Annotated in this window: 23 protein-coding genes; 11 read left to right on the forward strand and 12 right to left on the reverse strand. The window is 71.5% G+C overall.

All coding sequences use genetic code 11. From position 1 onward, the window contains the following. Positions 1-76 precede the first annotated feature (76 nt). A complete protein-coding gene (locus tag JUB13_RS06790) occupies positions 77-742 on the forward strand; it encodes a glutathione S-transferase (protein ID WP_207478020.1) in 666 nt (221 codons plus the stop codon). A gap of 34 nt (positions 743-776) precedes the next feature. Here JUB13_RS06790 and JUB13_RS06795 read toward each other — a convergent pair whose 3' ends face one another. Together JUB13_RS06795 and JUB13_RS31785 are read right to left on the reverse strand one after the other, a co-directional pair. Then, positions 777-1,256, reverse strand: a complete 480-nt coding sequence (locus tag JUB13_RS06795; protein ID WP_207478021.1) for a peroxiredoxin — start codon at positions 1,254-1,256, stop codon at positions 777-779. Between the two features lie 43 nt (positions 1,257-1,299). Further along, the gene (locus tag JUB13_RS31785) at positions 1,300-3,465 is read right to left on the reverse strand and encodes a protein-disulfide reductase DsbD family protein (RefSeq protein ID WP_207478022.1); all 2,166 of its coding nucleotides are present in this window, start codon (positions 3,463-3,465) and stop codon (positions 1,300-1,302) included. Between the two features lie 132 nt (positions 3,466-3,597). On the opposite strand from JUB13_RS31785, the gene JUB13_RS06805 reads away from it, so the two are divergent. After that, entirely contained in the window at positions 3,598-4,173 is a 576-nt protein-coding gene (locus JUB13_RS06805) for a YqgE/AlgH family protein (protein ID WP_207478023.1), read from the forward strand. 51 nt (positions 4,174-4,224) lie between these two features. On the opposite strand, the gene JUB13_RS06810 is transcribed toward JUB13_RS06805, so the two are convergent. Together JUB13_RS06810 and JUB13_RS06815 are read right to left on the reverse strand one after the other, a co-directional pair. Then, positions 4,225-4,563, reverse strand: coding sequence for a Rieske (2Fe-2S) protein (locus tag JUB13_RS06810; RefSeq protein ID WP_207478024.1), 339 nt, complete (start codon positions 4,561-4,563; stop codon positions 4,225-4,227). Positions 4,564-4,741: 178 nt separating this feature from the next. After that, a complete protein-coding gene (locus JUB13_RS06815) occupies positions 4,742-5,899 on the reverse strand; it encodes a GNAT family N-acetyltransferase (RefSeq protein WP_207478025.1) in 1,158 nt (385 codons plus the stop codon). A 220-nt stretch (positions 5,900-6,119) separates the two neighbouring features. Between JUB13_RS06815 and JUB13_RS06820 the strand changes: the two genes are divergently transcribed. The 4 genes from JUB13_RS06820 (at position 6,120) to JUB13_RS06835 (ending at position 10,279) form a co-directional block, all read left to right on the forward strand. Beyond that, positions 6,120-7,169 (forward strand): polysaccharide deacetylase family protein, encoded by a 1,050-nt coding sequence (locus JUB13_RS06820; protein WP_207478026.1) that lies wholly within the window; start codon positions 6,120-6,122, stop codon positions 7,167-7,169. Between the two features lie 22 nt (positions 7,170-7,191). After that, positions 7,192-8,256, forward strand: coding sequence for a glycosyltransferase family 2 protein (locus JUB13_RS06825; RefSeq protein ID WP_207478027.1), 1,065 nt, complete (start codon positions 7,192-7,194; stop codon positions 8,254-8,256). 23 nt (positions 8,257-8,279) lie between these two features. Then, positions 8,280-9,749, forward strand: a complete 1,470-nt coding sequence (locus JUB13_RS06830; RefSeq protein ID WP_207478028.1) for an oligosaccharide flippase family protein — start codon at positions 8,280-8,282, stop codon at positions 9,747-9,749. Positions 9,750-9,826: 77 nt separating this feature from the next. Continuing rightward, on the forward strand, positions 9,827-10,279 hold the full coding sequence (locus JUB13_RS06835) for an Rrf2 family transcriptional regulator (protein WP_207478029.1): 453 nt from the start codon (positions 9,827-9,829) through the stop codon (positions 10,277-10,279). Positions 10,280-10,433: 154 nt separating this feature from the next. On the opposite strand, the gene JUB13_RS06840 is transcribed toward JUB13_RS06835, so the two are convergent. The 6 genes from JUB13_RS06840 to ubiA all read right to left on the reverse strand — a co-directional run bounded on the left by JUB13_RS06840 (position 10,434) and on the right by ubiA (position 16,585). Next, complete coding sequence (locus JUB13_RS06840) at positions 10,434-11,783, reverse strand: TldD/PmbA family protein (protein WP_207478030.1); 1,350 nt, start codon at positions 11,781-11,783, stop codon at positions 10,434-10,436. A gap of 170 nt (positions 11,784-11,953) precedes the next feature. Further along, a complete protein-coding gene (locus JUB13_RS06845) occupies positions 11,954-12,625 on the reverse strand; it encodes a hypothetical protein (protein ID WP_207478031.1) in 672 nt (223 codons plus the stop codon). Positions 12,626-12,631: 6 nt separating this feature from the next. Then, positions 12,632-13,168: an SNF7 family protein gene (locus JUB13_RS06850; protein WP_207478032.1), complete on the reverse strand. Its 537-nt coding sequence runs from the start codon at positions 13,166-13,168 to the stop codon at positions 12,632-12,634. 140 nt (positions 13,169-13,308) lie between these two features. After that, on the reverse strand, positions 13,309-14,820 hold the full coding sequence (locus JUB13_RS06855; protein WP_207478033.1) for a UbiD family decarboxylase: 1,512 nt from the start codon (positions 14,818-14,820) through the stop codon (positions 13,309-13,311). A 131-nt stretch (positions 14,821-14,951) separates the two neighbouring features. Beyond that, entirely contained in the window at positions 14,952-15,635 is a 684-nt protein-coding gene (locus JUB13_RS06860; RefSeq protein WP_207478034.1) for a class I SAM-dependent methyltransferase, read from the reverse strand. Beyond that, a complete protein-coding gene (gene ubiA, locus JUB13_RS06865; RefSeq protein WP_207478112.1) occupies positions 15,632-16,585 on the reverse strand; it encodes a 4-hydroxybenzoate octaprenyltransferase in 954 nt (317 codons plus the stop codon). The genes JUB13_RS06860 and ubiA overlap by 4 nt, the downstream gene beginning before the upstream one ends. A gap of 318 nt (positions 16,586-16,903) precedes the next feature. On the opposite strand from ubiA, the gene JUB13_RS06870 reads away from it, so the two are divergent. From JUB13_RS06870 to JUB13_RS06880, 3 genes are all read left to right on the forward strand, one after another. Beyond that, positions 16,904-17,686 (forward strand): 16S rRNA (uracil(1498)-N(3))-methyltransferase, encoded by a 783-nt coding sequence (locus JUB13_RS06870; RefSeq protein ID WP_207478035.1) that lies wholly within the window; start codon positions 16,904-16,906, stop codon positions 17,684-17,686. Between the two features lie 6 nt (positions 17,687-17,692). Further along, positions 17,693-19,060, forward strand: a complete 1,368-nt coding sequence (locus tag JUB13_RS06875) for a glutamate--cysteine ligase (RefSeq protein ID WP_207478036.1) — start codon at positions 17,693-17,695, stop codon at positions 19,058-19,060. 63 nt (positions 19,061-19,123) lie between these two features. Then, positions 19,124-19,318 (forward strand): hypothetical protein, encoded by a 195-nt coding sequence (locus JUB13_RS06880; protein ID WP_207478037.1) that lies wholly within the window; start codon positions 19,124-19,126, stop codon positions 19,316-19,318. Between the two features lie 22 nt (positions 19,319-19,340). Here JUB13_RS06880 and JUB13_RS06885 read toward each other — a convergent pair whose 3' ends face one another. Then, positions 19,341-19,724: a hypothetical protein gene (locus JUB13_RS06885; protein WP_207478038.1), complete on the reverse strand. Its 384-nt coding sequence runs from the start codon at positions 19,722-19,724 to the stop codon at positions 19,341-19,343. 100 nt (positions 19,725-19,824) lie between these two features. Then, on the reverse strand, positions 19,825-21,258 hold the full coding sequence (gene tldD, locus JUB13_RS06890) for a metalloprotease TldD (RefSeq protein ID WP_207478039.1): 1,434 nt from the start codon (positions 21,256-21,258) through the stop codon (positions 19,825-19,827). Positions 21,259-21,385: 127 nt separating this feature from the next. Between tldD and JUB13_RS06895 the strand changes: the two genes are divergently transcribed. Together JUB13_RS06895 and coxB are read left to right on the forward strand one after the other, a co-directional pair. Continuing rightward, positions 21,386-22,705 (forward strand): DUF3422 family protein, encoded by a 1,320-nt coding sequence (locus tag JUB13_RS06895; RefSeq protein WP_207478040.1) that lies wholly within the window; start codon positions 21,386-21,388, stop codon positions 22,703-22,705. A gap of 325 nt (positions 22,706-23,030) precedes the next feature. Continuing rightward, the gene (gene coxB, locus JUB13_RS06900; protein WP_207478041.1) at positions 23,031-23,885 is read left to right on the forward strand and encodes a cytochrome c oxidase subunit II; all 855 of its coding nucleotides are present in this window, start codon (positions 23,031-23,033) and stop codon (positions 23,883-23,885) included. The last annotated feature ends 2 nt before the right edge of the window (positions 23,886-23,887 follow it).

Here is a 23,887-nt window from a genome sequence, read left to right on the forward strand (position 1 = left end):
GCGCCGGTCGCGCTGGATCGCGCCGCGGGACGCTTCTAGGCTGCCTTCGGCAGACAGGCATTCTGGGAGGCGCAGCATGGACGCGGCATCCTATGTGCTCTACGGCGTGCCCGGCTGGGGGTCGGTGCTGGCCGAGGCGATGCTCGCCTGGTGCCGGCAGCCGGTGCGGCATGAGGAGGTCGATGGGTTCGATCGCGAGGGCCCCGCCCGCGCGCGGCTGAAGGCCGTCAACCCGCTGGCCCAAGTGCCGGCGCTGGTCCTGCCGGACGGCACGGTGATGACCGAATCGGCCGCGATCGCGCTGCTGCTGGCCGAGCGGCATCCGGAATCGGGGCTCGCCCCTCCGCCGGGCGCGCCCGAGCGCCCCGCTTTCCTGCGGCGCCTGGTCTGGCTGGTGGCCAATGTCTACCCGACCTTCACCTTCGGCGACTATCCCGAGCGCTGGTGCGGCGACACCGAGGGGCTGCGCGCCGCGGTGGAGGCCCACCGGAAGGAGCTCTGGCGCAGCTTCGAGGCCGATCCGGTCCCGGGGGCAGGCCATGGCCCCTGGGTGCTCGGCGAGCGATTCTCGGCGCTGGACATCTTCGTTTGCGTGATGACGCGCTGGCGCCCCCGGCGCGCTTGGTTCGCCGCCGAATGCCCGCGCCTTGCCGCGGTCGCGGCGGCGGCTGACGCCCTGCCGGCGCTGGCCCCGGTCTGGGCGCGAAACTTCGGATCCCCCGGGACCGGGGGATCCGCCTGAACCGCCAGCGCGTCCTGGCGCGAGTGTGCGCCCCTCAGAGCTGTGCGAGAACCGCGTCGGCGCTGGAGACCTCGAAGGCGCCGGGCTTCTCGACCCAGAGCTGCCTCACGACGCCGTCCTCGGCGACCAGGGCATAGCGCTGCGAGCGCGTGCCCATGTGGAAGGCCGAGGCGTCGAAATCCAGGCCGAGGGCCTTGGCGAACGCGCCGTTGCCGTCGGGAAGCATGGTGATTTTGCCGGCGGCGCCACCCTGCTCGGCCCAGGCCTTCATCACGAAGGGATCGTTCACGGCGGTGCAGGCCAGCGCGTAGCCCTTGGCCAGGAACTCGTCCGCGCGCTCGACGAAGCCCGGCAGGTGGCGGGCCGAGCAGGTCGGCGTGAAGGCGCCGGGAACCGCGAAGAGCACGACCTTCTTCCCGCCGAAGACGGCGTCGGTGCTGATCTCCTGCGCGCCGGATTCGGTGATGTGCTTGAGCGTGACCGACGGAATGCGGTCGCCGACCTGGATCGCCATGTCTCTCCCTTCCTCTTGTTTCCGTGGTTGAACCCGCTGAGCTTTATTCCCGGTCGGGGATCGCGGCAAGGCCCGGGGTTGTGCGGCCCGGGGTGGAACGGTCGGGCGCGCGGGCGGCGCGGTCGAGCGCATCGAGCACGGCACCCTCGCTCAGCAGCTCCGGCAGGGCGATCCCCTCCGGCGCGCCGGGGCCGTAGACGATGTTGAAGGGGATGCCGTAGCGGCCATGGGCCGCCAGGTAGTCGGCGATGGAGGGATCGGGCCGCGTCCAATCCGCCTGCATGGCGACCACCTCGCCGCCGAACAGCCGGCGGGCCGCCTCGCCGCGGCCGAGGACCAGCGTCTTGTTGGCCTGGCAGGTGATGCACCAGTCGGCGGTCACGTCCACGAAGACGGTCCGCCCCTCGGCCACCAACGGCGCGATCGCCATGCGGTCGAAGGCGGCCCAGGCTCCGTCGTGAGCGGCACCGGGCCGCCCCGCATCGGAGCTGCCTCCGAGGACCGCGGGGGCGCCGAAGGCGAGCAGCGCCAGCACCGCCGCGGCGGCGGTGCCGATGCGCCGCCCGGCACCCCGCAGGATCGCCAGCAGCACGAGCGCCGCGATCATCAGCCCTCCGACCGCCGCGGCCGTCGGCGTGCCCTCCTGCGCGGCGAGCACGGCTAGAAGCCAGAGCCCCGTCAGGGCGAGGGCCACGCCCAGGACCCGGCGCAGGGTCACCATCCAGCGCCCCGGCCGGGGCAGCAGCCGGGCGATGCCGGGCACCGCCGCGACCAGCAGGTACGGCAAGGCAAGGCCCGTGCCCAGCGCCGCGAAGACGGCCAGGATCTCCAACGGGCCGCGCGCCAGAGCGAAACCCACGGCGGTGCCCAGGAACGGCGCCGAGCACGGCGTTGCGAGCAGCGTGGCAAGGGCACCCGTCGCGAAGTTGCCTGCCAGCGACCCGGGGTTCCCGGGATGGGAGCCCAGCGCATCGGCGATGCCGCGCGGCAGCGGCACTTCGAACAGGCCCCAGAGGTTGGCGGCGAAGGCCGTGACCAGCACGGTCATGAAGACCAGGAAGAGCGGCTGCTGGAACTGGATGCCCCAGCCGACCGCCGCCCCCGCCGCCTTCAGCCCGGCCAGCGCCGCCGCCAGCGCCAGGAACGAGGCGAGGATCCCCGCTGCCGAGGCCAGGAAGCCCAGACGCACGCGGCCGGGCGCGGCACCGGCGAGACCGACGGCCGAGGCGAGCTTCAGGGACAGGACCGGCAGCACGCAGGGCATCAGGTTCAGAATGAGGCCGCCCAGCAGCGCCAGCGCCAGCATTCCGCCCAGGGTGCCGTCCACCGCCACGGGGGCCGCCGCGACGGTCGCGGCCGCCTGGAACTCGGCGGCGCGGCGGCCATCGACCACCGTCAGGGTCAGCATCCGGCCCGCCAGCGCGGCCAGTTCGGGCGCCTTGCCTGCCGGCGCATGCGCCACCGGAAGCTGCAGCACGACGCGGCGGTTGCCATCCGAGAAGGACGCCCGCGGCGCTGCGAAGGCAAGATCGACGCCCTCGACGAAGACATCGGGCTCGACCAGCGGCTCGCGCGCCCTCAGGGTGACCGAGAGGGACGGCGCCCGCCCCGGCGTCAGCACCGCGCCTTCGAGCGACAGCCCCGCCGCCTCGCCACCGACCGGCACCGCGGCCACGGCACGGGCCAGAAGGTTCGCCTCGTCCGAGGGCCCGGCCGGGCCGGCCGGTAGGTCCAGCGCCAGGTCCAGCCGCCGCGGCACGCAGATGTCGCTGCACACCAGCAGGTCGACCGCGGCCGCCAGGGACATGGGCTCGCCCGGGGTGGCCGGCACCGCCGCGATGGGGAAGGTGACCTCCCCCGCATAGCCGAAGGTCTCGAGCCCGAACAGCGTGAAACGCTCGGGTGCCGGCCAGGCGATGCTCGCAGAGGCAAGGTTCCGGGATGCGGCCCAGTCGATGGCCGGCGGCTGCCCCGCATCGCCCGGCGAGCGCCAGTAGGTCTTCCAACCCGGCGCGAGCCTGACCTGAAGGCCCAGCGGTACCTCCGCCAGCGTGCCGGTCCCCCGTACCGCCGCCACCAGCCGCGCCTCGACCATGTCGGAGCGCACCCAAGCGCCGGCTGGAGTGGCTCCGGCCGGGGCGGCGGACGCCGTCCCGGCCGGCACGGCCAGGAACAGCAGCAGCAGCAAGGTCAGAATTCTGCCCAACATGGCCATTAGATTGGTTCCCGAGACCCGACCTTATAGGGGATGCACGCCCGGTACACCGGTACTCTTCGGTGATGCGCTGTTGTGGCTGTGATATCCTGGTCCGATCGGGGACCGACAGCGGGGAATTCGCCAATGACCTATGTGTCGCAGAACCCGGACACCCTTGCCGGTCATCTGCTGATCGCCATGCCCGGCATGCCGGACCCCAGGTTCGCCCGCAGCGTGATCTACCTGTGCGCCCATGGCGAGGAAGGCGCCATGGGGATCGTCGTGAACCGGCTCATGGACGCCATCACCTTCCACGAGCTGCTGGACCAGCTCGAGATCGAGCCTCCCGGCATCGTGCCCACCGTGCGCGTCCACTTCGGCGGCCCGGTCGAGCAGGCGCGCGGCTTCGTGCTGCATTCGACCGACTTCGTGCGCGAGGGCTCGCTGGTGATCGACGACGAAGTGGCGCTGACGGCCACGGTCGACATCCTGCGCGCCATCGCCGAGGGGCGCGGACCGAAGCACCGGCTGTTCGCGCTGGGTTATGCCGGCTGGGGTCCCGGGCAGCTCGACGCGGAGATCCAGGCCAATGGCTGGCTGAACGTGCCGGCAGACGCCGCGCTGCTGTTCGACGAAGAGCTCGAAACCAAGTGGGAGCGTGCGATCGCCAAGATCGGCGCCCATCCCGCGATGCTGAGCGGCGAGGCCGGACACGCCTGAGCCGGGCTCGTCCTCAGCGCTCCGTTCCGGCAGTTCCGGCTCGTCCGCGGATCAGGACGCAGCCCAGTGCAGCCGCACCTCGCCGTCGACGACGGCGATCGGGACGGGCTCCAGCGCCCGGCCCTGACAGGGACCCCAGATGCAGACGCCCGTGGCTGCGTCGAAGGTGGCGAAATGGGCGGCGCAGAAGACGTGGTCGCGCTTGCGCGGGACCCGGCCGGTGCCGCCATCGAGCGGCACTCCCATGTGCGGGCACAGGTTCTCGTAGGCGAAGATCCCCTCGCCCGCCTGCAGGAGCAGGATGCCGACCTCCTCCCCCGTGGGGCGGCGGGCCGTCCTGGTCAGCACCTTCCCGCAAGCCAGCTCGTCCACCCGTGCGATCGCCGTCACGCCCTGCCCTCCTGCCGGTCGCCGCGCGGCCGCTGCGGCCCCGCGCTGCCCGAACATAGCGCGCAGGGATTGCACGATCCCCGCGAAGGCCGGCCCTTCCGGGCCCACCGGTGCAATCGGATGATGTAGGCGGCGCGCCGCCCGCAAGGAACCACCGGGTACGGCGCCTGCGGGCGGCTCAGGCCTCGGCCGCGGCCGCGGCCGGGTCGGGGTGTTGGCCCGGGCGCGGGCGCACCAGGTCGCGCAGCCGGCGAAGCGCCCCCTCGACCCGGAACTTCAGCCGCGGGCGGCGCAGGTCGATCCAGTAGAGGGTCGGGCCGGGAGAGCCCAGCGACGTCTTATAGCGCTGGCCGCCGGCCATGAAGTCGAAGCTGGACGCGCCGCGCGCGAGGTGATGCTCGATCGTCATGCGGAAGCAGACGAGGCCGGGCTTGAGCTTGGGGTCCTCCTCGTAGGCGAAGCCGCTGGCATAGTTCCCGACCCAGCCGCCCCGCGCGAAGTCGTAGAGATAGCCGAGCGTCGTGCCGCCCGCCCGGATCCGAAGCAGCTCGACTTCGCCGCGCGGCAGGCCGCGCGCGATCAGCGCGCGGTGGAAGCGCCCGAAGAAGGGCGATGCGAAGGCGCCGGCCCTGCCTCGCGCCTCCCAGGTCCGCTGGTGCAGCTCGGCCAGCGCGTCGAGGAAATCCAGCGCCTCGGGCAGGTCGCGGGCGACCTCGACCGCCAGAGGGCCGCGGGCCTCGTAGAGCCGGCAGGCCCGCCGGAGCTGCTGGCGCGTGTTCGCGCTGAGCCCCGCCAGATAGTCGCCGCCCGCGGCGCGGACGGCCTCGAGATCCACTGCCGCCGAGGGCTGGACGTCCTCGAGCCGGACCGGCAGGCCGGTGCGCGCCGCCGCGTCCAGGCAGGCCTGGCCGACGCCGCCCAGGCGCAGCTCGTCCCAGCCGCCGACGCCGGGCGGCAGGTCCCGCCCGGCAGTCAGGTGGTCCAGGAAGGCCGCCAGCACCTCCGCCTCGCGGCCGGTCTCGGCCAGCAGGCCGTTGTATTCGGCGTAGATCTCGTCGATGCCGGGATCGCCGGTCTCCTGAAGCAGCAGGGCGTTGCTGCGCAGCCAGCCATGGCGCATCCTCCGCGCGCCCGCGATCAGCCCGAGCCCGACGATGCGTCCTTGGGCCCGCACGCGCACGATCCATGGCGCGGCGCCCGTTTCGGCAAGCCAGCAGCCGACCCAGGTCCAGCTCGTGAAGAAGGACGGCGTCGCCCGCGCCTCCAGATCGCGCCAGGCGGCCTCTAGGGCCGCGGGGTCGCCGAGCGGCTCGATGCTGACGCGCATCACCTCCATGGGTCCGGCACTCCTGGCTTCGGGTTCCAGGCTAAAGGGTTACGGCGGGCGGCAGGGCCGGGGCAAAGGCTCATGCGCGCGACGGCCGGCGCGATCGGCGCGCCCCGACGGACGGGACCGGTTAACCCGGATGTTCCCTTCAATTGTGGAGAGAGGCGCTTAGCCTTCCAGCCAAGGGCGCCCCTTTCGGTCGGGCGGCGTCCGGTCATGGAGGAACTCCTTGGACGCGCTCAGACAGGCTCTTGAACCGGCCGCCCTTCCGCCAGGCAGCACGCCCGTCCTGGCGGTGATCGTGGACACTGAAGAGGAGTTCGACTGGTCGAAGCCCTTCTCGCGGAGCGCCGTGGGAGTCGCCTCGATCCCGGCCCAGGCCTCCATGCAGGCGGTCTTCCGCCGCCATGGCATCGCTCCGACCTACGCCATCGACTGGCCGGTCGCGGCCACCCCCGTCTCCATCGCCTTCATGCGCCGCCTGCTGGACCGCGGCGAATGCGAGATCGGCGCGCACCTGCACCCCTGGGTGAACCCGCCGCACGAGGAGACGCTCTCGGCCCCGAACTCCTATGCCGGCAACCTGCCGCGCGAGCTGGAGCGTCGCAAGATCGACGCGCTGACCCGCCTGATCGAGCGGAACTTCGGGCGTCACCCGCGCCTCTACAAGGCGGGGCGCTACGGCATCGGGCCGCAGACGCCCGGCATCCTGGCCGAGCTCGGCTACGAGATCGACGCGAGCGTCGTGCCCCATACGAGCTTCCGCGGCGACGGCGGGCCCGACTTCCGCGCCGGGCCGGACCGGCCCTTCTGGTTCGGTCCCGGTGACCGGCTTCTGGAGCTGCCGGTCTCGACCGGTTTCGCCGGCCGCCTGTCCGCCCGCGGCCCCGCGCTGTTCCCCTGGCTCGAAGGGCGGATTGGCCGGACGCTGCGCCTGCCCGGCATCGCGGCCAGGACCGGCCTGCTGGAGCGCATCCCCCTGACGCCCGAGGGCTGCGGGCTGGAGGACCTGAAGCGGGTCGCGCGCGCCATGCTGGCCGACGGGCACCGCGTCCTGACCCTCTGCTATCACAGCCCATCCCTCGTTCCCGGACACACGCCCTATGTCCGCGACGAGGCGCAGCTTCGCGCCTTCCTTGCGACCTGCGACGCCTTCTTCGACTTCTTCGCCAGCGAGGCGGGCGGCCGCTTCGCCACTGCGGCGGAAATCCTCGACGCGTGCCGGGCGGCCCGCGCGGCGCCGGCCGGAACGCCCGAGCCCGCCCGCCTTTCCGCCTGAGCCCAGGACACCGGAGCCATCCATGGCCGATCTCGTCAGCGTCATCATTCCGACCTACAACCGAGCGGACACGCTGACGCGCGCCGTCGACAGCGCGCTGAACCAGACGCACCGTGCCGTCGAGGCGATCGTCGTCGATGATGGATCGACCGACGCGACGGCCGCGGTGATGGAGCGGCGCTATGGCGCCGAGCCGCGCGTGCGCTTCATGCGGCAGGACAATGCCGGGGCGCCCGCCGCCCGCAATCGGGCCATGCGCGCCGCGTCCGGGGACTATCTTGCCTTCCTGGATTCAGACGATGTCTGGAAGCCCTGGAAGCTGGAGCTCCAGCTCGCCTGCTTCCGGGCCTTCCCCGAGGCGGGGATGGTCTGGACGGACATGGAGGCCATCGATCCGGCGGGACGCGCCTGGGACCCACGCCACCTGCGCACCATGTACGCCGACAGCTACCGCTGGTTCACGCGCGAGCAGCTCTTCCCGAAGCGCGCCACGCTCGGGGGCGGCCCCTGGGACGCGGCCGGCCCGGCCGAGGCTTGGTGCGGCGAGATCTACTCGCCGATGATCATGGGCAACCTCGTGCACACGCCCACCGTCCTGCTGCGGCGCGACCGGTTCGAGAAGGTCGGGTTCTTCGACGAGGGCCTGAAGGTCGCGGGCGAGGACTACGAGTACCACCTGCGGACCACGCGCGAGGGGCCGGTCGCCTACGTGGACTTGCCGACGATCGAATACCAGACCGGCGTTCCCGGCGCGATCAGCCACCGCTCCCGCGCCATGGCGGCAGCCTTCCTGGGCACGCTGACGCGCACCCTGGGGCGCGACCGCCACCGCATCGACCTGCCGCCCTGGATGCTGCGCGAGGTGTTCCGCCGCGCGCATGCCTGGAACGCCGAGGAGGCGGTGGCCGCCGGCGACATCGCCGAGGCGCGGCGCCACTACCTAAAGAGCCTCGCCCACGGCCCGTGGCAGCCCCGCGCCTACGCCCAGCTCGCCTTGTGCGCGATGCCGCCCGGCATCGCCGACACGCTCCGCGGCGTCTGGCACCGGATGAAGCCGGGCCGGACGGCGCAGCCGCACGGCGCCTGAGCGCGGCCGGGGAAGGACGCGCCATGTCGGATCTGCGGCGGTCGGTCTACTGGTCGACCCTGTCCAAATACGTCGGCTTCGTGGCCCAGTTCGCCTCGACCATGGTGCTGGCGAGAATGCTGACGCCGACGGAGCTCGGCGTCTTCTCGGTCTGCATGACCTTCGTGGTGATCGCCCAGTCCTTCCGGGAGTTCGGCGTCTCCACCTACATCATCCAGGAGAAGGACCTGACACCCGGCAAGCTGCGCTCGGCCTACGGCTTCGCGCTGCTGGTCTCCTGGGCCATCGCCACGCTGGTCCTGCTGGGCCGCCATCTGGTGGCGGGCTTCTATGGCGAGCCCGGGATGGCAGAGGTGCTGGCCCTTCTGGCGCTGGGCTTCTTCCTGGTGCCATTCGGGCTTCCCGCACGGGCGATGATCGTGCGTGAGATGCGCTTCGGAGCGGAATGCGCGATGCATCTCGCGACCATCGCGACCCAAGTGGCAGTGACCCTGGCGCTCGCCGCCCGCGGGTTCGGCTACATGAGCATGGCATGGGGCGCCCTGTGCGGGCAGGTTGCGGGGATCGCGATGCTGGCGGCGCTGCGCCCGGGCTTGGTCTTCATGATGCCGAGCTTCCGCGGCTGGTCGCATGTGGTCGGCTTCGGCAGCTACTACAGCGCCGCGGCGCTGATCTACGAAGCCGGGATCTACCTGCAGAACCTGGTCCTGGGACGCCTGATGGACTTCAGCGCCGTCGCCTTCTACGACCGCGCGCACGCGCTGACCATGATCTATCGAAGCGGCGTCGAGGCCGCGGTGGTCGCGGTCGCCCTGCCCGCCTTCGCGCGCCTGCGCAGCGAGGCCGAGACCGCGGCCCAGTTCCGCCACGGAATGGCCCTGATCTCGGCGGTGGCCTGGCCGTTCTTCGGCTTCCTGGGGCTGATGGCGCAGCCGCTGCTGGTCCTGCTGTTCGGCGCCCAGTGGGAGGCCTCGGCGCCGGTCCTGCGCCTGCTTGCCGTCGCCTTCGCCATCATGGCCATGGCATCGCTCGCCGAAGGCGTGCTGATCGGCCTCGGCCAGGTGCGCCGCCACTTCCGGCTGGAGCTCAGCTTCTTCGCGCTGCGCGCCGCCCTGATCCCGCTGGGCGCGTTGATCAGCCTCGAGGCCGTGGCGGCGGCCCAGATCGTGGTGGCCATCGGCATGGTCGCGGCCTGCTTCCGGATGCTGGCCGGCGTCTCCACGATCCGCTTCGGCGCCACGCTCCGCGCCCTGCGTCCCAGTGCGTTTGTGAGCGCCTCTGCGCTCGTCGTGCCCGCCGCCGTCAGCCTGGCCGTGCCGCCCGGTTCCATGGGACCAGCCGCCATAGCCATGGCGGGTGCCGGCTGCGCCGCCGGCTGGCTGGCCGGCGTCTGGCTGGCCGACCATCCCATCAAGGCCGAGGTTGCCCTTGTCCTGGGCAAGCTGCGCATCCTCGGCCGCAGGCCTCCTGCCGCGGCCGGGCTCGGCGGCTGAAGGAGCGGCGGCCGAAGGAGCCGCGGCGCGGCATCACCCACCTTGACCCCGCGCAGCCTCGCAACACATTGTGTTGCATGAGACGCGACAGCAGGTTGTCGGGCGTGCTCCACGTCCTTCTTCACATGATCTCGGCCCGGGAAGCGGTCACCTCCGACCGGCTCGCGGCGATGATGGGAACCAATCCCGTCGTCGTGCGGCGGGTCATGGCGGGGCTGCGCGAGGCCGGCTATCTGCGCTCGGAGAAGGGGCACGGAGGCGGGTGGACCCTGGCCTGCGATCCCGCCACGATCACGCTGGACGATATCTACCGGGCGCTCGGCTCGCCCCCGGTCTTCGCGATGGGGCACCGGACCGAGAGCCCGGGCTGCCTTGTGGAGCAGTCCGTGAACGCCGCGCTGGAGGATGCCTTCCGCGAGGCCGAGGCGGTCCTTCTGGCCCGGCTGCGGCACGTCACGCTGGCCGCGCTCGCGGCCGATTTCGGCGCACGGCTGAAAGCCTGCACCGCGGAGAGGCTGCAGGCATCCTGATCCCGGCACGCCGATGGCGCACCGGGGCATGCCCCATTTCGTTCCGAACTCGAAATGGCTGGCGCGACCACGGCGGCCGGCAGACCACCCCCCTGCCGCGCAGACGCTTCATTCCGGATGCGGAATAAATGACCGGCCGGCAGGCGGCCCAGTGCTACTGGCCGGCCACCGTCATGCCGTCGATGCGCACCGTCGGGGCATCCATGCCGTAGCGCAGCTCCAGATCGTTGGCGGGCTCCAGCTCCATGAACATGTCCTTCACGTTGCCGGCGACCGTCAGCTCGCTCACGGGATAGGCGATCTCGCCGTTCTCGATCCAGTAGCCCGCGGCGCCGCGGCTGTAGTCGCCGGTCACCCCGTTGACGCCCATGCCCATCAGCTCGGTCACGTAGAGGCCCTGGCCGATATCGGCCATCAGCTCGGCCGGGCTGCGCCGTCCCGGCGCGAGATAGAAGTTGGAAGGCGCCGGCGACGGCGGAGAGGAGGTCCCGCGCGAGGCATGGCCGGTCGTGCGCAGCCCGAGTTGCCGGGCCGAGCGCAGGTCCAGGAGCCAGGTCGTCAGCACACCGTCGCGGATCACCTCGCGCCGCTCCATGGCGACGCCCTCGCCGTCGAAGGGCTTGGACCGCAGGCCGCGGCGGATGTGGGGATCGTCGACCACGCTGATGCCCTCGCGGAACAGGCGCTGGCCCATCTTGTCCTTCAGGAAGCTGGTGCCGCGGGCGATGGCGGGTCCGGTGATCGCGCCCGAAAGGTGGCCCAGCAACCCGCGCGAGACCCGGGGATCGTAGATCACAGGCACCTTGCCCGTGCGGACCTTGCGCGGGTTCAGCCGGCGCACCGCCCGCTCGCCGGCGTTCCGACCGATCTTCGCGGGATCATCGAGATCCCCGCCATAGACGGTCGAGCTGTAGTCGTAGTCCCGCTCCATTCCCGTACCGCTGCCGGCGAGCACCGACACCGAGAGGGACCGGCGCGAGACGTCGTAGCCGCCCGCGAAGCCGTTGGAGGCCGCGATGGCGATCGACGAGCGGCTCCACCCCGCCTCGGCACCTTCGGAATTGGTGACGCCCTGGACGGCCAGGGCCGCCTCCTCGGCCGCGCGGCACTGGGCGATCAGCAGCTCGGCCTCGGGCTCCTCGGAATCGCAGATGTCGAGGTCCGGCCAGCTCTGCGCCAGTTCGACGGGATCGGCGAGGCCGCAATACGGGTCCTCGGGGACGGTGCGCGCCATGGCAACGGCGCGCTCGACCAGCTCGGCCAGGGCCTGCGGGCTGCGATCGGTGCTGGACACGATGGCCTGGCGGCGCCCCACGAAGACGCGCAGCCCGAGATCGCCGGATTCCGAGCGCTCCAGCCGCTCGGGCTTGCCGAGCCGTTGCGAGAGGGACAGGGACGCGGCGTCGAAGAGCACCGCATCCGCGGCGTCAGCGCCGGCGGCCCTTGCCTTGCCGATCAGGTCCTGCAGCAGGTTCAGGGCATCGGCCTTGGCGTCCGCGGGCATCTATCCGGTCTCCGTCTTCCTTCGGTCCCCGAGAGTATGGGGTGCCGGACCACGTTCCGGTAGGGGGCACGGGCATGGGAGCACGGGGGAACGGGCAAGAAGTCCGCGCGGACGGCGGCGCCTGCCTGGGGGCAGGATACCTTCCCGGGGTCAGGCCGCGCCTGCCCGGGTCAGGCCGCGCCCTCGGCCGCCACGGTCGCGGGGGGAGGCGCCGCGGCCGCCTCCTGTGATTCCGCGGTCGGCGCCTCGTCCGGCGCGGGGTCCGGCGCGGGATCCGGCTCCGTAGCGCCCTGGCGGCCCACCACCCGCGGCCCGCGGGCGGCGCCGGCGTTCCCGCCGGCCTGGAAGGGCGAGGCCTGCCCAACCTCGAAGCCGGATTTCGCCGGGAACCGCGAGATGCAGCGGAACCCGGCCTCGTGGCTGGTCTGCGCCGTGACGAGATAGGTGCGGCCGGCCGACCAGGACGGCCGCGTGATCTCCGGGACATGGGCGCCGTCGCGGGCACGCACGGGCACCTCCCAGATCGGCAGGCCCCGAGGCGACTGCCGGTCGATTACGAAGTAGCGCCGCGGCGGCTTGAGCTTGAGCTCGGCGAAGCGCTGCTCGAGCGCGTCGACGGCCTTCTCGGCCTCGGCGAGCTCCGCCGCCCTGCGCTCCAGCGTCTCGGAGACGTTCCGGCGCGCCAGCTCGGCCTCGTCGGCCGCGCGCCGCGCCTTTCCGAGGGCGAGCCGCGCCTCCTCGAGCCGGGCGCGCTGGTCGCGCAGGGTCCGGCGCAGCAGCCGCGTATGCAGGAAGGCGGCGCCCGCAATCATGAAGAGCGACAGGATCAGGACGGGGTCCATCGACGCTCACCCCGCCTGGGGCGCCGGCGCCGCGGGATCCAGCCCCGACTGGCGCGGAAAGGCGGTGGCGAGGAACCGCTTGGCGTCGACCTCGTTCGCCGCCAGCACCTGCGCCACGTTGCGATGGCGCCAGATCTCCCGCGCGAAGGGCACCTCCTGGTCCGGCAGGTGGACGAAGTCGGGCCGCACGGCGATCGGGGCCATGAAGACGCGGGCGCCGGGCCGGGGCTCGCCGACCTCGTGGACGAGCTCGAAATTGGCGCTCTGCTGCCGGGTCATCTCCTGTTGCAGCGCCTCCTTGCGCCGCGTGAGCTGCAGCAGGCGGACCTCCGCCTTCTGCCGGTCCGCGGAGAGGCTCTTCACCTCCTCCTGCGCCTTGGCGAGCCGGCCGTCGATGCCCGCCCTGCGTGCCGAGATGGCCTCCTGGTCGGCCTTGATCACGAGAAAGCGGATGAACGGCATTACGAGCTCATAGGCGAAGACGATCAGGCTGACGCCGAAGATCCCGAGCCGGGCCAAGTCGAACAGCTGGTTCGCGCCCATGCGTATTTTCCCCGCATCTTCGCCCTATTTTATAAATATGAATCAAATACCGCGATTATGCAACGAATCGCGACATCTCGCTGCCGCCCGGCAACACGAAAGCAGAAAACGAAATGAAGCCCGCAAGAATGCTGCCGGCGTCATTTCCAGATGGGGCGCCCGGGAAGGGGTATGCCCAGCTCGTCCCAGCGCCGCGTCACGCGCTCGACGACATCGGGGTCCATGCGGATCTGCTCGCCCCATTCGCGCTTGGTCTCGGGCGGCCACTTGTTGGTGGCGTCCAGCCCGACCTTGCCGCCGAGCCCGCTCTCGGGACTCGCGAAGTCCAGGTAGTCGATCGGGGTCCCCTCGATCACCGTCAGGTCGCGCGCGGGGTCCATGCGGGTGCTGACCGCCCACATGACGTCCTTCCAGTCCCGCGCGTCGATGTCCTCGTCCACGACGATGACCCACTTCGTGTACATGAACTGCCGCAGATAGGACCAGACCCCCATCATCACGCGCTTGGCGTGGCCGGGATAGGCCTTGCGCATGGAGACGACGGCGATGCGGTAGCTGCATCCCTCCGGCGGCAGCCAGAAATCCACGATCTCCGGGAACTGCTGGCGCAGCAACGGGATGAAGACTTCGTTCAGCGCCTCGCCCAGAACGCTGGGCTCGTCGGGCGGGCGGCCGGTGAAGGTCGAGAGATAGATCGGCTGGCGCCGCATGGTGACGGCGGTGACCTGGAACACGGGGAAGGGCTCGACCGCGTTGTAGTAGCCGGTGTGGTCGCCGTAGGGACCCTCGTCGCCGTACTCGTCCAGGCTCACGAGGCCCTCGATCACGATCTCCGCCTGGGCGGGCACCTTCAGCGGGACCGACACGCAGTCGACGAGCTCGACTTTGCGCCCGCGCAGCAACCCGGCGAACTGGTACTCGCTCAGCGTGTCGGGAACCGGCGTCACCGCGGCAAGGATCGTGCCGGGATCGGCACCGATCACCGCCGCGGCAGGCAGCGGCTCGCGCTTGCCGGCGGCCTGCCAACGACGGTGGTGCTGGGCGCCGCCGCGGTGGCGCAGCCAGCGCATCAGCGTGCGGTCCCGGCCCAGCACCTGCATGCGGTAGATGCCAAGGTTGAAGTCGTCCTCGCGCTTCCCCGTCGGCCCCTTTGTCACGACAAGCGGCCAGGTGATCAGCGGAGCCGGCTCCCCGGGCCAGCAGGTCTGGACCGGCAGGCGGCCGAGATCGATCTCGTCGCCCCGCAGCACCACCTCCTGACAGGGCGCCGAGGAGACCGTCCTGGGCTTCATCGCCAGCACCGTCCGGGCCAGGGGCAGCATCTCGAACGCCTCGCGCAGGCCGCCGGGCGGCTCGGGCTGGCGCAGGAAGGCCAGGGTCTCGCCGACTTCGCGGAGCTGGGCAGGCTCGCGATCCATGCCCCAGGCGACGCGCTCCACCGTGCCGAACAGGTTGACGAGCACCGGCATGCCGTAGGGCGTCCCGTCGGCACGGACGGGGTTCTCGAACAGCACCGCCGGCCCCTTCTGGGCGAGCAGCCTGGTCTGGATCTCGGTCATCTCCAGCTCGGGGGAGACCGGCGCCCCGACGCGGACGAGCCTCCCCGTGCGCTCGAGCCGGTCCATGAAGTCGCGCAGCGAGGAATAGGGCATGGCTTGGGCCTTCGGGGACGGAACGCCGACCAGGAGGACGGGACCGGGCGGCGCCGTCTCCTGGAGGCCCCAGTGAGATCCGACGGCACGCACGCGCCGTCAAGCGGAGAAGCGGTCGCGCCGCCCCTCGCCTAGCCCGCCCGCTGATTTGGCAGCAGGCGCCAGACCGCGGTGTCGCGGACGGTCCGATCCTCGAGGTCGAGTGGCGTCGGGACGGCATGGCGGGCCAGGAGCTCGAGCCCGCTGTCCGGCAGGTAGGCGCGACCGGGATCCCCCAGCAGCACCGTCCTGTCCGCGGCGAGCGGCCGTAGCCAGGAGATGACCCGGTCGGCCATGGGGCGCTCGTAGCAGACGTCGCCGCACAGGACGAGATCCACGCCGTCCAGAGGATCGCCCACGAGGTCGGTGGAGACGACCTCGATCGTCACGTCGTTGATCGCGGCGTTCAGCGCGATCGCGCTCACCGCGATGGGGTCGATCTCGGCGGCGATCACCCGGCCGGCGCCCGCCAGGACGCAGGCGATGCCCAGCATCCCGCTGCCTGCCGCGAAATCCAGGACGGTCCGTCCGCGCACGATGCCGGGATTGTCCAGGACATGGCGGGCCAGCGCCTGCCCGCCGGGCCAGGCGAAGGCCCAGTAGGGCGGCGGCAGGTTGACGCGCGCCATCTCCGCTTCCGTGGCGAGCCAGAGCGGCGTCACCTCCGTCGCCATGTGGATGCGCAGCTCGGGGACGAGCGGTGGCGAGACGACCTCCGTGTTCTCCCGGATGAAGGCGGCATGCGCCTGTGCCCGTTCTTGCCCCTGCCCGGTCATGGCGCTCCGCCTCCCACGCGGCCGGCGACGATCGCGGCCAGCACCAGCCAGCCGAACCAGCGGTTGGACCGGAAGCGCAGCAGGCAGTCGGCGGGGTCGTCCGGCCGCCAGCCCGCGACCTGCCAGGCGAGCTGTGCAGCGGCGATGGCCATGAGCGGCAGCCACCACGGCCCGGCCAACCCGGCCGCCTGGCCCGTCAGGACCAGCCCGGCCGCGGTGGCGGCATAGAAGCCCGCGACCCAGGGACGCGATGCCGCGCCCAGGCGCAGGGCGGTGGACTTCACGCCGATTCGCGCATCGTCCTCCTTGTCCTGGTGGGCGTAGATCGTGTCGTAGCCCAGCGTCCAGACGATCCCGGCCGCGTAGAGAACCAGCGCCGGAAGCTCCAGCCCGCCGGTCACGGATGCCCAGCCCATCAGCGCGCCCCAGTTGAAGGTCAGGCCCAGGAAGGCCTGCGGCCACCAGGTGATCCGCTTCATCAGGGGATAGGTGAACACCAGCGCCAGCGACAGCACCCCCAGCCCGATCGCCGCAGGCCGGAGCTGAAGGAGCACGGCGAGCCCCAGCAGCAGCAGGAAGGCGAGGAAGGCGAGCGCCTGGCGCACGCTGACCTGGCCGCTGGGAATGGGCCGGCCGCGCGTGCGCTCGACCCGCGCGTCGAAGTCGCGGTCCAGGATATCGTTGACCACGCAGCCGGCCCCGCGCATCACCACCGCGCCCAAGCCGAACAGCGTCATCAGGCGCAGGTCCGGCCAGCCTTCGACGGCGAGCGCGATGCTCCACCAGCCCGGGAACAGCAGCAGCCAGGTCCCGATGGGCCGGTCAAGCCGGGCCAGCCGCATGTAGGGGCGCCAGCCCGCCGGCGCGTACCTGTCGATCCAGTCGCCCCGGACTATGTCGGTGTGACCGATGCCGGAATGGCCGCTTTCGGTCCGGCTCGGCGCCGGCATCTCGGTCGGGTTCATGGCGCGGCATCATACCGGGACGGTGGACACCGGCAAGGCCGCCCGCTTCGCATTAGGAATTCTCACCCAGTGCATGAGAAAGACGATTTTGACGCCCGCTTCGGAGCGGCATCAAGTCGCGCCGCGGGGTAGGACCCGGCGAGATCCGGACCAGGTCCGGCAGCGGGACGGCGGAGGAGCGGCAGGCATGGGGGGCAAGCGCGCGTCGGGTCGGGCCGGGACTTCCGGCCCGGGCACCGCGTCCGGGCGCGCTCCTGGACGGCGGCACCTTGCGCAGCCGGCGCGCCCCGCTAGAGTGCCGGCATGCGCGAGGAATACGAGACCCGTCTGTTCGTCGAGGAACCACTGGCCGATGGGACGGTAGTCGGCCTTGATTCCGAACGCGCCCACTATCTCCGCACCGTGCTGCGCCTCGACCGCGGAGCCCGCCTGGCGCTTTTCAACGGCCGGGACGGCGAGTGGCTGGCCCGCATCGAGGGGCTCGGCAAGGGCTGGTGCAGCCTTGCGGTCGAGCGGCGCACCCGCGAGCAGTCGGCCGATGCCGACCTGTGGCTTCTCTTCGCGCCCATCAAGCGCTCCCGCATCGACTTCGTCGCCGAGAAGGCGGCCGAGCTCGGCGTCTCCGTGGTCTGGCCCGTGACGACCCGGCACACCGACGTGGCGCGCGTGAACACCGAACGCCTGCGCGCCAACGCGATCGAGGCCGCCGAGCAGTCCGAGCGTCTGTCGGTCCCCGAGCTGCGCGAGCCCGAGCGCCTGGAGGCGATCCTTGCGTCCTGGCCTGCCGGCCGTGTGCTGCTGGCCTGCGCCGAGGCCGGCCCCGTCCGCCCGATCGCCGAGGCTGCCCAGGCATTCCGCGGCCGTCCGGCGGCGGTCCTGACCGGGCCGGAGGGCGGGTTTTCCAAGGACGAGCTTGACCGGATGCGGCGGCTCGACTTTGTTGTGCCCGTCGGGCTGGGCCCCCGGGTCCTGCGCGCAGACACGGCGGCGCTCGCGGCCCTGGCCTGCTGGCAGGCCCTCGCCGGGGATTGGACCGCGGCGGGGAGCGATTCGAGACCCCCATTCCGATCCGATCCGGAGACCTGAGCGACCATGTCCGCCCCTCCCAGCACCAGCGGCGAGCCGATCACCGACCGCCGCGAGCTCGTGGCCTGGATCGAGAAGGGATTCAAGCCGGCCGCAGAGTGGCTGATCGGTACGGAGCACGAGAAGATCCCCTTCCGGACGGACGATCTGCGGCCGGTCCCCTACGAGGGCGCCCGCGGGATCGGCGCCTTGCTGGAGGGGCTGACCCGGTTCGGGTGGGAACCCGTGCGCGAGGACGGGCGCATCATCGCGCTGGCCGGACCGGGCGGCGCGAATGTGAGCCTGGAGCCCGGCGGGCAGTTCGAGCTCTCGGGCGCGCCGCTGCCGACGATCCACGAGACCGAGGCCGAGATCGCCCGCCACCTGGACGAGGTCCGCAGCGTCGGCGACGCCCTCGGTATCGGGATGCTGGCCCTGGGCTTCTCTCCGACCTGGACGCGCGACGAGGTCCCGTGGATGCCCAAGGGCCGCTACAGGATCATGCGGGACTACATGCCCAAGCGCGGCTCGCTGGGCCTCGACATGATGCTGCGGACCTGCACGGTGCAGGTGAACCTGGACTTCTCGGACGAGCCGGACCTCGTCAAGAAGCTGCGAGTCGGCCTGGCGCTGCAGCCCGTGGCGACGGCGCTCTTCGCGAACTCGCCCTTCAAGGAAGGCAGGGCCAACGGCTTCCTGAGCTACCGCGCCCATGTCTGGACCGACACGGACCCGGACCGGACCGGCGATCTACCCTTCGTCTTCGAGGACGGCTTCGGGATCGAGCGCTACGTGGACTGGCTGCTCGACGTCCCCATGTACTTCGTCTATCGCGACGGCCGCTACGTGGACGTGGCGGGCCAGTCCTTCCGCGACTTCCTCCAGGGCCGCCTGCCGGGCCTGCCGGGCGAGCTGCCGCGGATCACGGACTGGGCGGACCACGTCACCACCGCCTTCCCAGAGGTCCGGCTGAAACGCTACCTCGAGATGCGGGGCGCCGACAGCGGCCCCGCCAGCCGCCTGACGGCGCTTCCCGCGTTCTGGACCGGTCTGCTCTACGACGGCGCGGCGCTCGATGCCGCCTGGAGTCTCGTGAAGGGATGGACGGCCGAGGACCGTGCGCGCCTGCGCAGCGAGGTTCCCCGCCAGGGGCTGCGCACGCCCTTCCGCGGCGCCACGCTGCAGCCGGTCGCACGCGAGGCGCTGGCGATCGCACGGGCGGGCCTTGCCGCCCGCGCCCGGCGCGATGCCGCGGGGCGGGACGAGACCCGCTTCCTGGACGTGCTCGACAGCACGGCGGAGACCGGCGTGACCCAGGCCGAGGAGATGCTGCGCCGGTTCGAAGGCCCCTGGGACGGCAGGCTGGACCATGTCTTCCGGGAGTACGCCTACTGAGGCTTCGCCCCACCGGCGCCTGCACCGCTATGAGAATATGCAGGTTCCGGAACGGAGAGCCCCATGAGGATCCTCGCCCGCGAGCACGGCGGCTATCGAATCGAATGCCCGGACGGGCATGTCTTCATGTCGGACCGGCTGGCGATATCGGTCGAATGCCCGCTCTGCGGACGCACCGAGCTCGCCTCGACCCTGGTCGACCAAGTGATGGTGCCGGGCCAGCCGTCCGGCGATGCCCCGCCGCGCGACGCGGCCTGACGCGGCAGGCGCTGCCCCGCGCCTAGCGCCGCGCGGGCTGGGTACGCAGGGCCTCGACGATCTCGTCGGTCCCGGGATGGACGAAGAGAAGCGACTGCGTGCCGTCGGCGTGGCGCACGGTGACGGCAAGGCGGTTGCCCACGGGCACCGCTGCAACGATCTCGGCCCCTGCCGGCAGCAGGTAGGCGCCGCCTTCGCGCAGCGCAGCCTCCGGCCGTACGGTCCGGCCGCGCTCATCGAGCCCGGCGCGGTATTCCGGGTCGGTCGCGCGGTGATAGATCTCGAACCCGATGAAGGCGAATCCCGCCAGGATCAGGACGCCCATGACCGCCATGGCGATCTTGACGCCGCGCATCAGGCCCGGGGCGATCGCGCCGTCGCCCGCCGTGTCGCCCGGCTGTTCCATGTACCGCCCTTCCGTTCCGGAACGCCGGAGATAGCCGCCGGCCCGCAGGCTGGCAAGCCCCTCCGGCGCCCGGTCGGATCCGGGGCGGCGCCGGGCGTGGTCAGGCGGCGGTGCCGCCGACCGTCAGGCCGTCGATGCGCAGCGTCGGCTGCCCGACGCCGACCGGAACGCCCTGGCCCTCCTTGCCGCAGGTGCCGATGCCGGGGTCGAGCTGGGTGTCGTTGCCGACCAGGGTCACCTTGGTCAGCGCGTCCGGCCCGTTGCCGATGATGGTGGCGCCCTTCACCGCGGGGCCGATCTTGCCGCCCTCGATCAGATAGGCCTCCGAGGCCGAGAAGACGAACTTGCCCGAAGTGATGTCCACCTGCCCGCCGCCGAAGTTCACGGCATAGAGGCCGCGGTCGACCGAGGCGATGATCTCGGCGGGGTCGCGGTCGCCGGGGCGCATCACCGTGTTGGTCATGCGCGGCATCGGGTGATGGGCGAAGCTCTGGCGCCGGCCGTTTCCGGTGGGACGTACGCCCATGAGGCGGGCGTTCATGCGGTCCTGCATGAAGCCCACCAGGATGCCGTCCTCGATCAGCGTGGTCGACTGGGTGGGCGTGCCCTCGTCGTCGACCGTCAGCGAGCCGCGTCGGTTCTCGAGCGTGCCGTCGTCCACCACGGTGACGCCGGGCGCGGCGACCCGCTGGCCCATCAGGCTAGCGAAGGCCGAGGTCTTCTTGCGGTTGAAGTCGCCCTCGAGCCCGTGGCCGATGGCCTCGTGCAGCAGGATGCCGGGCCAGCCCGGGCCCAGCACGATCGGCATCTCGCCGGCCGGCGCCGGAATCGATTCCAGGTTCACCAGGGCTTGGCGGAGCGCCTCGTCCACATGGGCCTGCCAGGTCTCGGGCCGGAGATACAGCTCATAGGCCGTGCGGCCACCGGCGCCGTGGCTGCCGCTCTCCATGCGGTCGCCGTCGGCCACCACGACCGAGACGTTCAGGCGGACCAGCGGGCGCACGTCGGCCACGCGCAACCCGTCCGGCCGGATGATCTGCACCGCCTGCCACTCGCCGGACAGCGAGCAGGAGACCTGGCGCACCCGGGGGTTCTTGGAACGGGCATAGGCGTCGATGGCCGCCAGCAGCTTGACCTTGTCCTCGAAATCCACCTGCGAGAGCGGGTTCTCCGCGGCGTAGAGGGCGCGGTTGGTGCCCGCGGGCGGCTCGGCGAGCGTGCCGCCATGCCCGGCATGCACCGCCCGGACCGTGGCGGCCGCGCGGCGGATCGCATCCTCGCTGAGCGAGGCCGCGTGAGCGTAGCCCGTGGCCTCGCCCGAGATCGCGCGCAGCCCGAAGCCCTGGGCGGTATCGAACGACGCGCTCTTCAGCTTGCCGTCGTCCCAGGCCAGGCTCTCGGACTGGCCGTATTCCAGGAAGAGCTCGCCGTCGTCGGCGCCGTTCAGAGCGTCGGCGACGATCGTCTCGACCCGCGCGCGATCGAGGCCGGCGCGGTTGAAGAACAGGTCGTCTGTCACGGCGAGATTGCTCATGGGGAACTCCGGAAATGGGCAGGAATACTATGTGGGCAGCGGAGCGGGGGCGGCAAGGCCGCACCAGGACGGGAAGCGCGCAGGGCCGGTTTCCAGCGGCGTGCCATCCGTGAGATAAAGATCCGGCATGTCCATCGGCACCCTCGGCCCCCCGGCCAGCGCCCTCACCGTGCTGCGCGATCACGCGTTGCGCGACCTCCTGACCAATGAGGTCCATGCGCGGCCCCACGAGCGGCTGCAGACGCCCCTACGCGTGACCCACCTCGCCATGCTGTCGGGCGAGGGCGCGGACGAGGCCGAGCGACGGCACCTCGCCCGGCTCTGCAGCCGCGCCGGCGCGCCGCCGCCACCGGACGAGGCCACGCACCACAGCGCCGACCTGGGCCCTTTCCGCCTGAAATGGGAGCGGCACACCGAGTTCTCGACCTGGACCGTCTTCCGGCCCGACCCGGCCGGCGCGGCCTTCTCGGACACGGCCATCGCGGCGCTGCCGGTGGACTGGCTGGCCGAGCTGCCCGGCGAGCGGCTGGTCGGCATCCACTTGGCGCTGGTGCCCCGCGATTCGACCCTGGCCTCGCCGGAAGGGCTGGTCGGCGCCTTCGGCACGGACAGCTTCGTAGGATCCGTGGTCTCGGGCGAGGCGGCGCGCTTCTGGACGGATTTCCGGATCCATGGCGACGGCTTCTCGCGCGTCGTGCTCGCCGACTTCCACCTGTCGCCCCGCCAGGCCGGCCGGACCGTGCAGCGGATCCTTGAGATCGAGACCTACCGCATGATGGCCCTGCTGGCCCTGCCCCCGGCGCGCAGCGTGCTCCCGCGGATCAGCGGCATCGAGGCCGAGCTGGCCGCGCTGACGCAGCGCACGGCGACCGCCGCGGGGCACGAGGACGAGCAGGCGCTGCTGCGTGCCCTGACGCGGCTCGCCGCGGCAGCGGAACAGATCGCGGCCGAGACCAGCTACCGGTTCTCGGCGGCCCGGGCCTATTCCGACCTGGTGGACCGCCGCATGTCCGAGCTCCGCGAGTCCCGGATCGAGGGGTTGCAGACGCTGGGCGAGTTCATGGCACGGCGCCTGCAGCCTGCGATCCGGACCTGCGAGGCGGTCGCCGGGCGGCTCGAGGCGCTGTCGGCGCGCATCGCGCGCGCGAGCAACCTCCTGCGCACGCGGGTCGACCTGGCCCTGGAGAGCCAGAACCGCGACCTGCTGCAGAGCATGGACCGGCGCGCGCAGCTCCAGCTCCGCCTTCAGGAGACCGTCGAGGGGCTGTCAGTCGTCGCGATCAGCTACTATCTGCTGGGTCTGGTCGGCTACGCGGCCAAAGGGTTGAAGGCCGCGGGCGCGGCCGTCGACCCCGACATAGCCGCCGCGGCGGCCATTCCGGTGGTTCTGGCGCTGGTCTGGACTGGGGTGCGCCGGCTGCGCCGGGCCCTGGCCGGACGGCACTGAGAAATGCCGGGCACGCCTCCTAGGGGGGCCGCTGCGGCGCGGAAACTCTGCGGCAAGTTGACCCGCACCCCTGGCCCAGGTATCAGGTGCACGATTTTCGTCGTTGACGCAGATCAAGCCGCGCAGCCCTGCGACAAAATGTGCCAAGGGGTGGCCGGTGATCGTCTTGGTAGCCTGTTGTCAGGCCATGTAGCTTCCGCCGCCTGCCCGACCCCGGGAACCCCGGGCCGGAAGGGCATCCCCGTCCGCGTCGACGACGACGGCCGGGACCGCAGGGACAATGGGCAGCCCGCCCGGGCTCGCCGAAAAGGATGAGTGGTTGGGGATGACCGTGAAAGGGATCGGCGCCGTCTTTACGGCCTTCGTCACCGCGCTGCTCGCCGGGATGCCGGCGATGGCCCAGGACTCCGGCGGAACTGTGGGCGAGCCCCACCCGTGGCAGCTGGGCCTGCAGGTCAGCGCTTCTCCGGTCAAGCAACAGCTTGCCGATTTCCACAACCTGCTCCTCGTGATCATCAGCCTGATCAGCCTCTTCGTGCTGGCGCTGCTGGTCTACGTGGTGCTGCGCTTCAACGCGAAGCGAAACCCCACGCCCACCCGGACCTCGCACAACACCGTGCTCGAGGTCCTGTGGACGGCGGTTCCGGTGCTGATCCTGATCATCATCGCGGTGCCGTCGTTCAAGGTGCTGTACTTCATGGACCGCACCGAGGTCGCCGAGATGACGATCAAGGTCACCGGCCGCCAGTGGTACTGGGACTACGAGTATCCCGACCAGGATGGCATCGCCTTCTCCAGCTACATGATCCCGGAAGACGAGATCAAGCCGGGCCAGCGGCGGTTGCTGGAGGTCGACAACCGCGTCGTGGTGCCGGTCGGCACCAACATCCGCATGCTGATGAGCGGCGGCGACGTGATCCATTCCTGGGCGATGCCGGCACTGGGCGTGAAGATGGACGCGATCCCGGGCCGCGTGAACGAGACCTGGATGCGCGTCGAGCGCGAGGGCGTCTATTTCGGCCAGTGCTCCGAGATCTGCGGCACCGGCCACGCCTACATGCCGATCGCAGTCGAGGCCGTCTCGAAGGAGCGCTTCGACCAGTGGGTGGGCGAGCGCAAGGCCGCGATGAACAAGACAGACGGTGCCGCGGGCAGCCAGCTCGCCGAGCAGGCCCGCTAGAA

It is taken from the genome of Arenibaculum pallidiluteum (assembly GCF_017355985.1).
Classification (GTDB): Bacteria; Pseudomonadota; Alphaproteobacteria; order Azospirillales; family Azospirillaceae; genus Arenibaculum; species Arenibaculum pallidiluteum.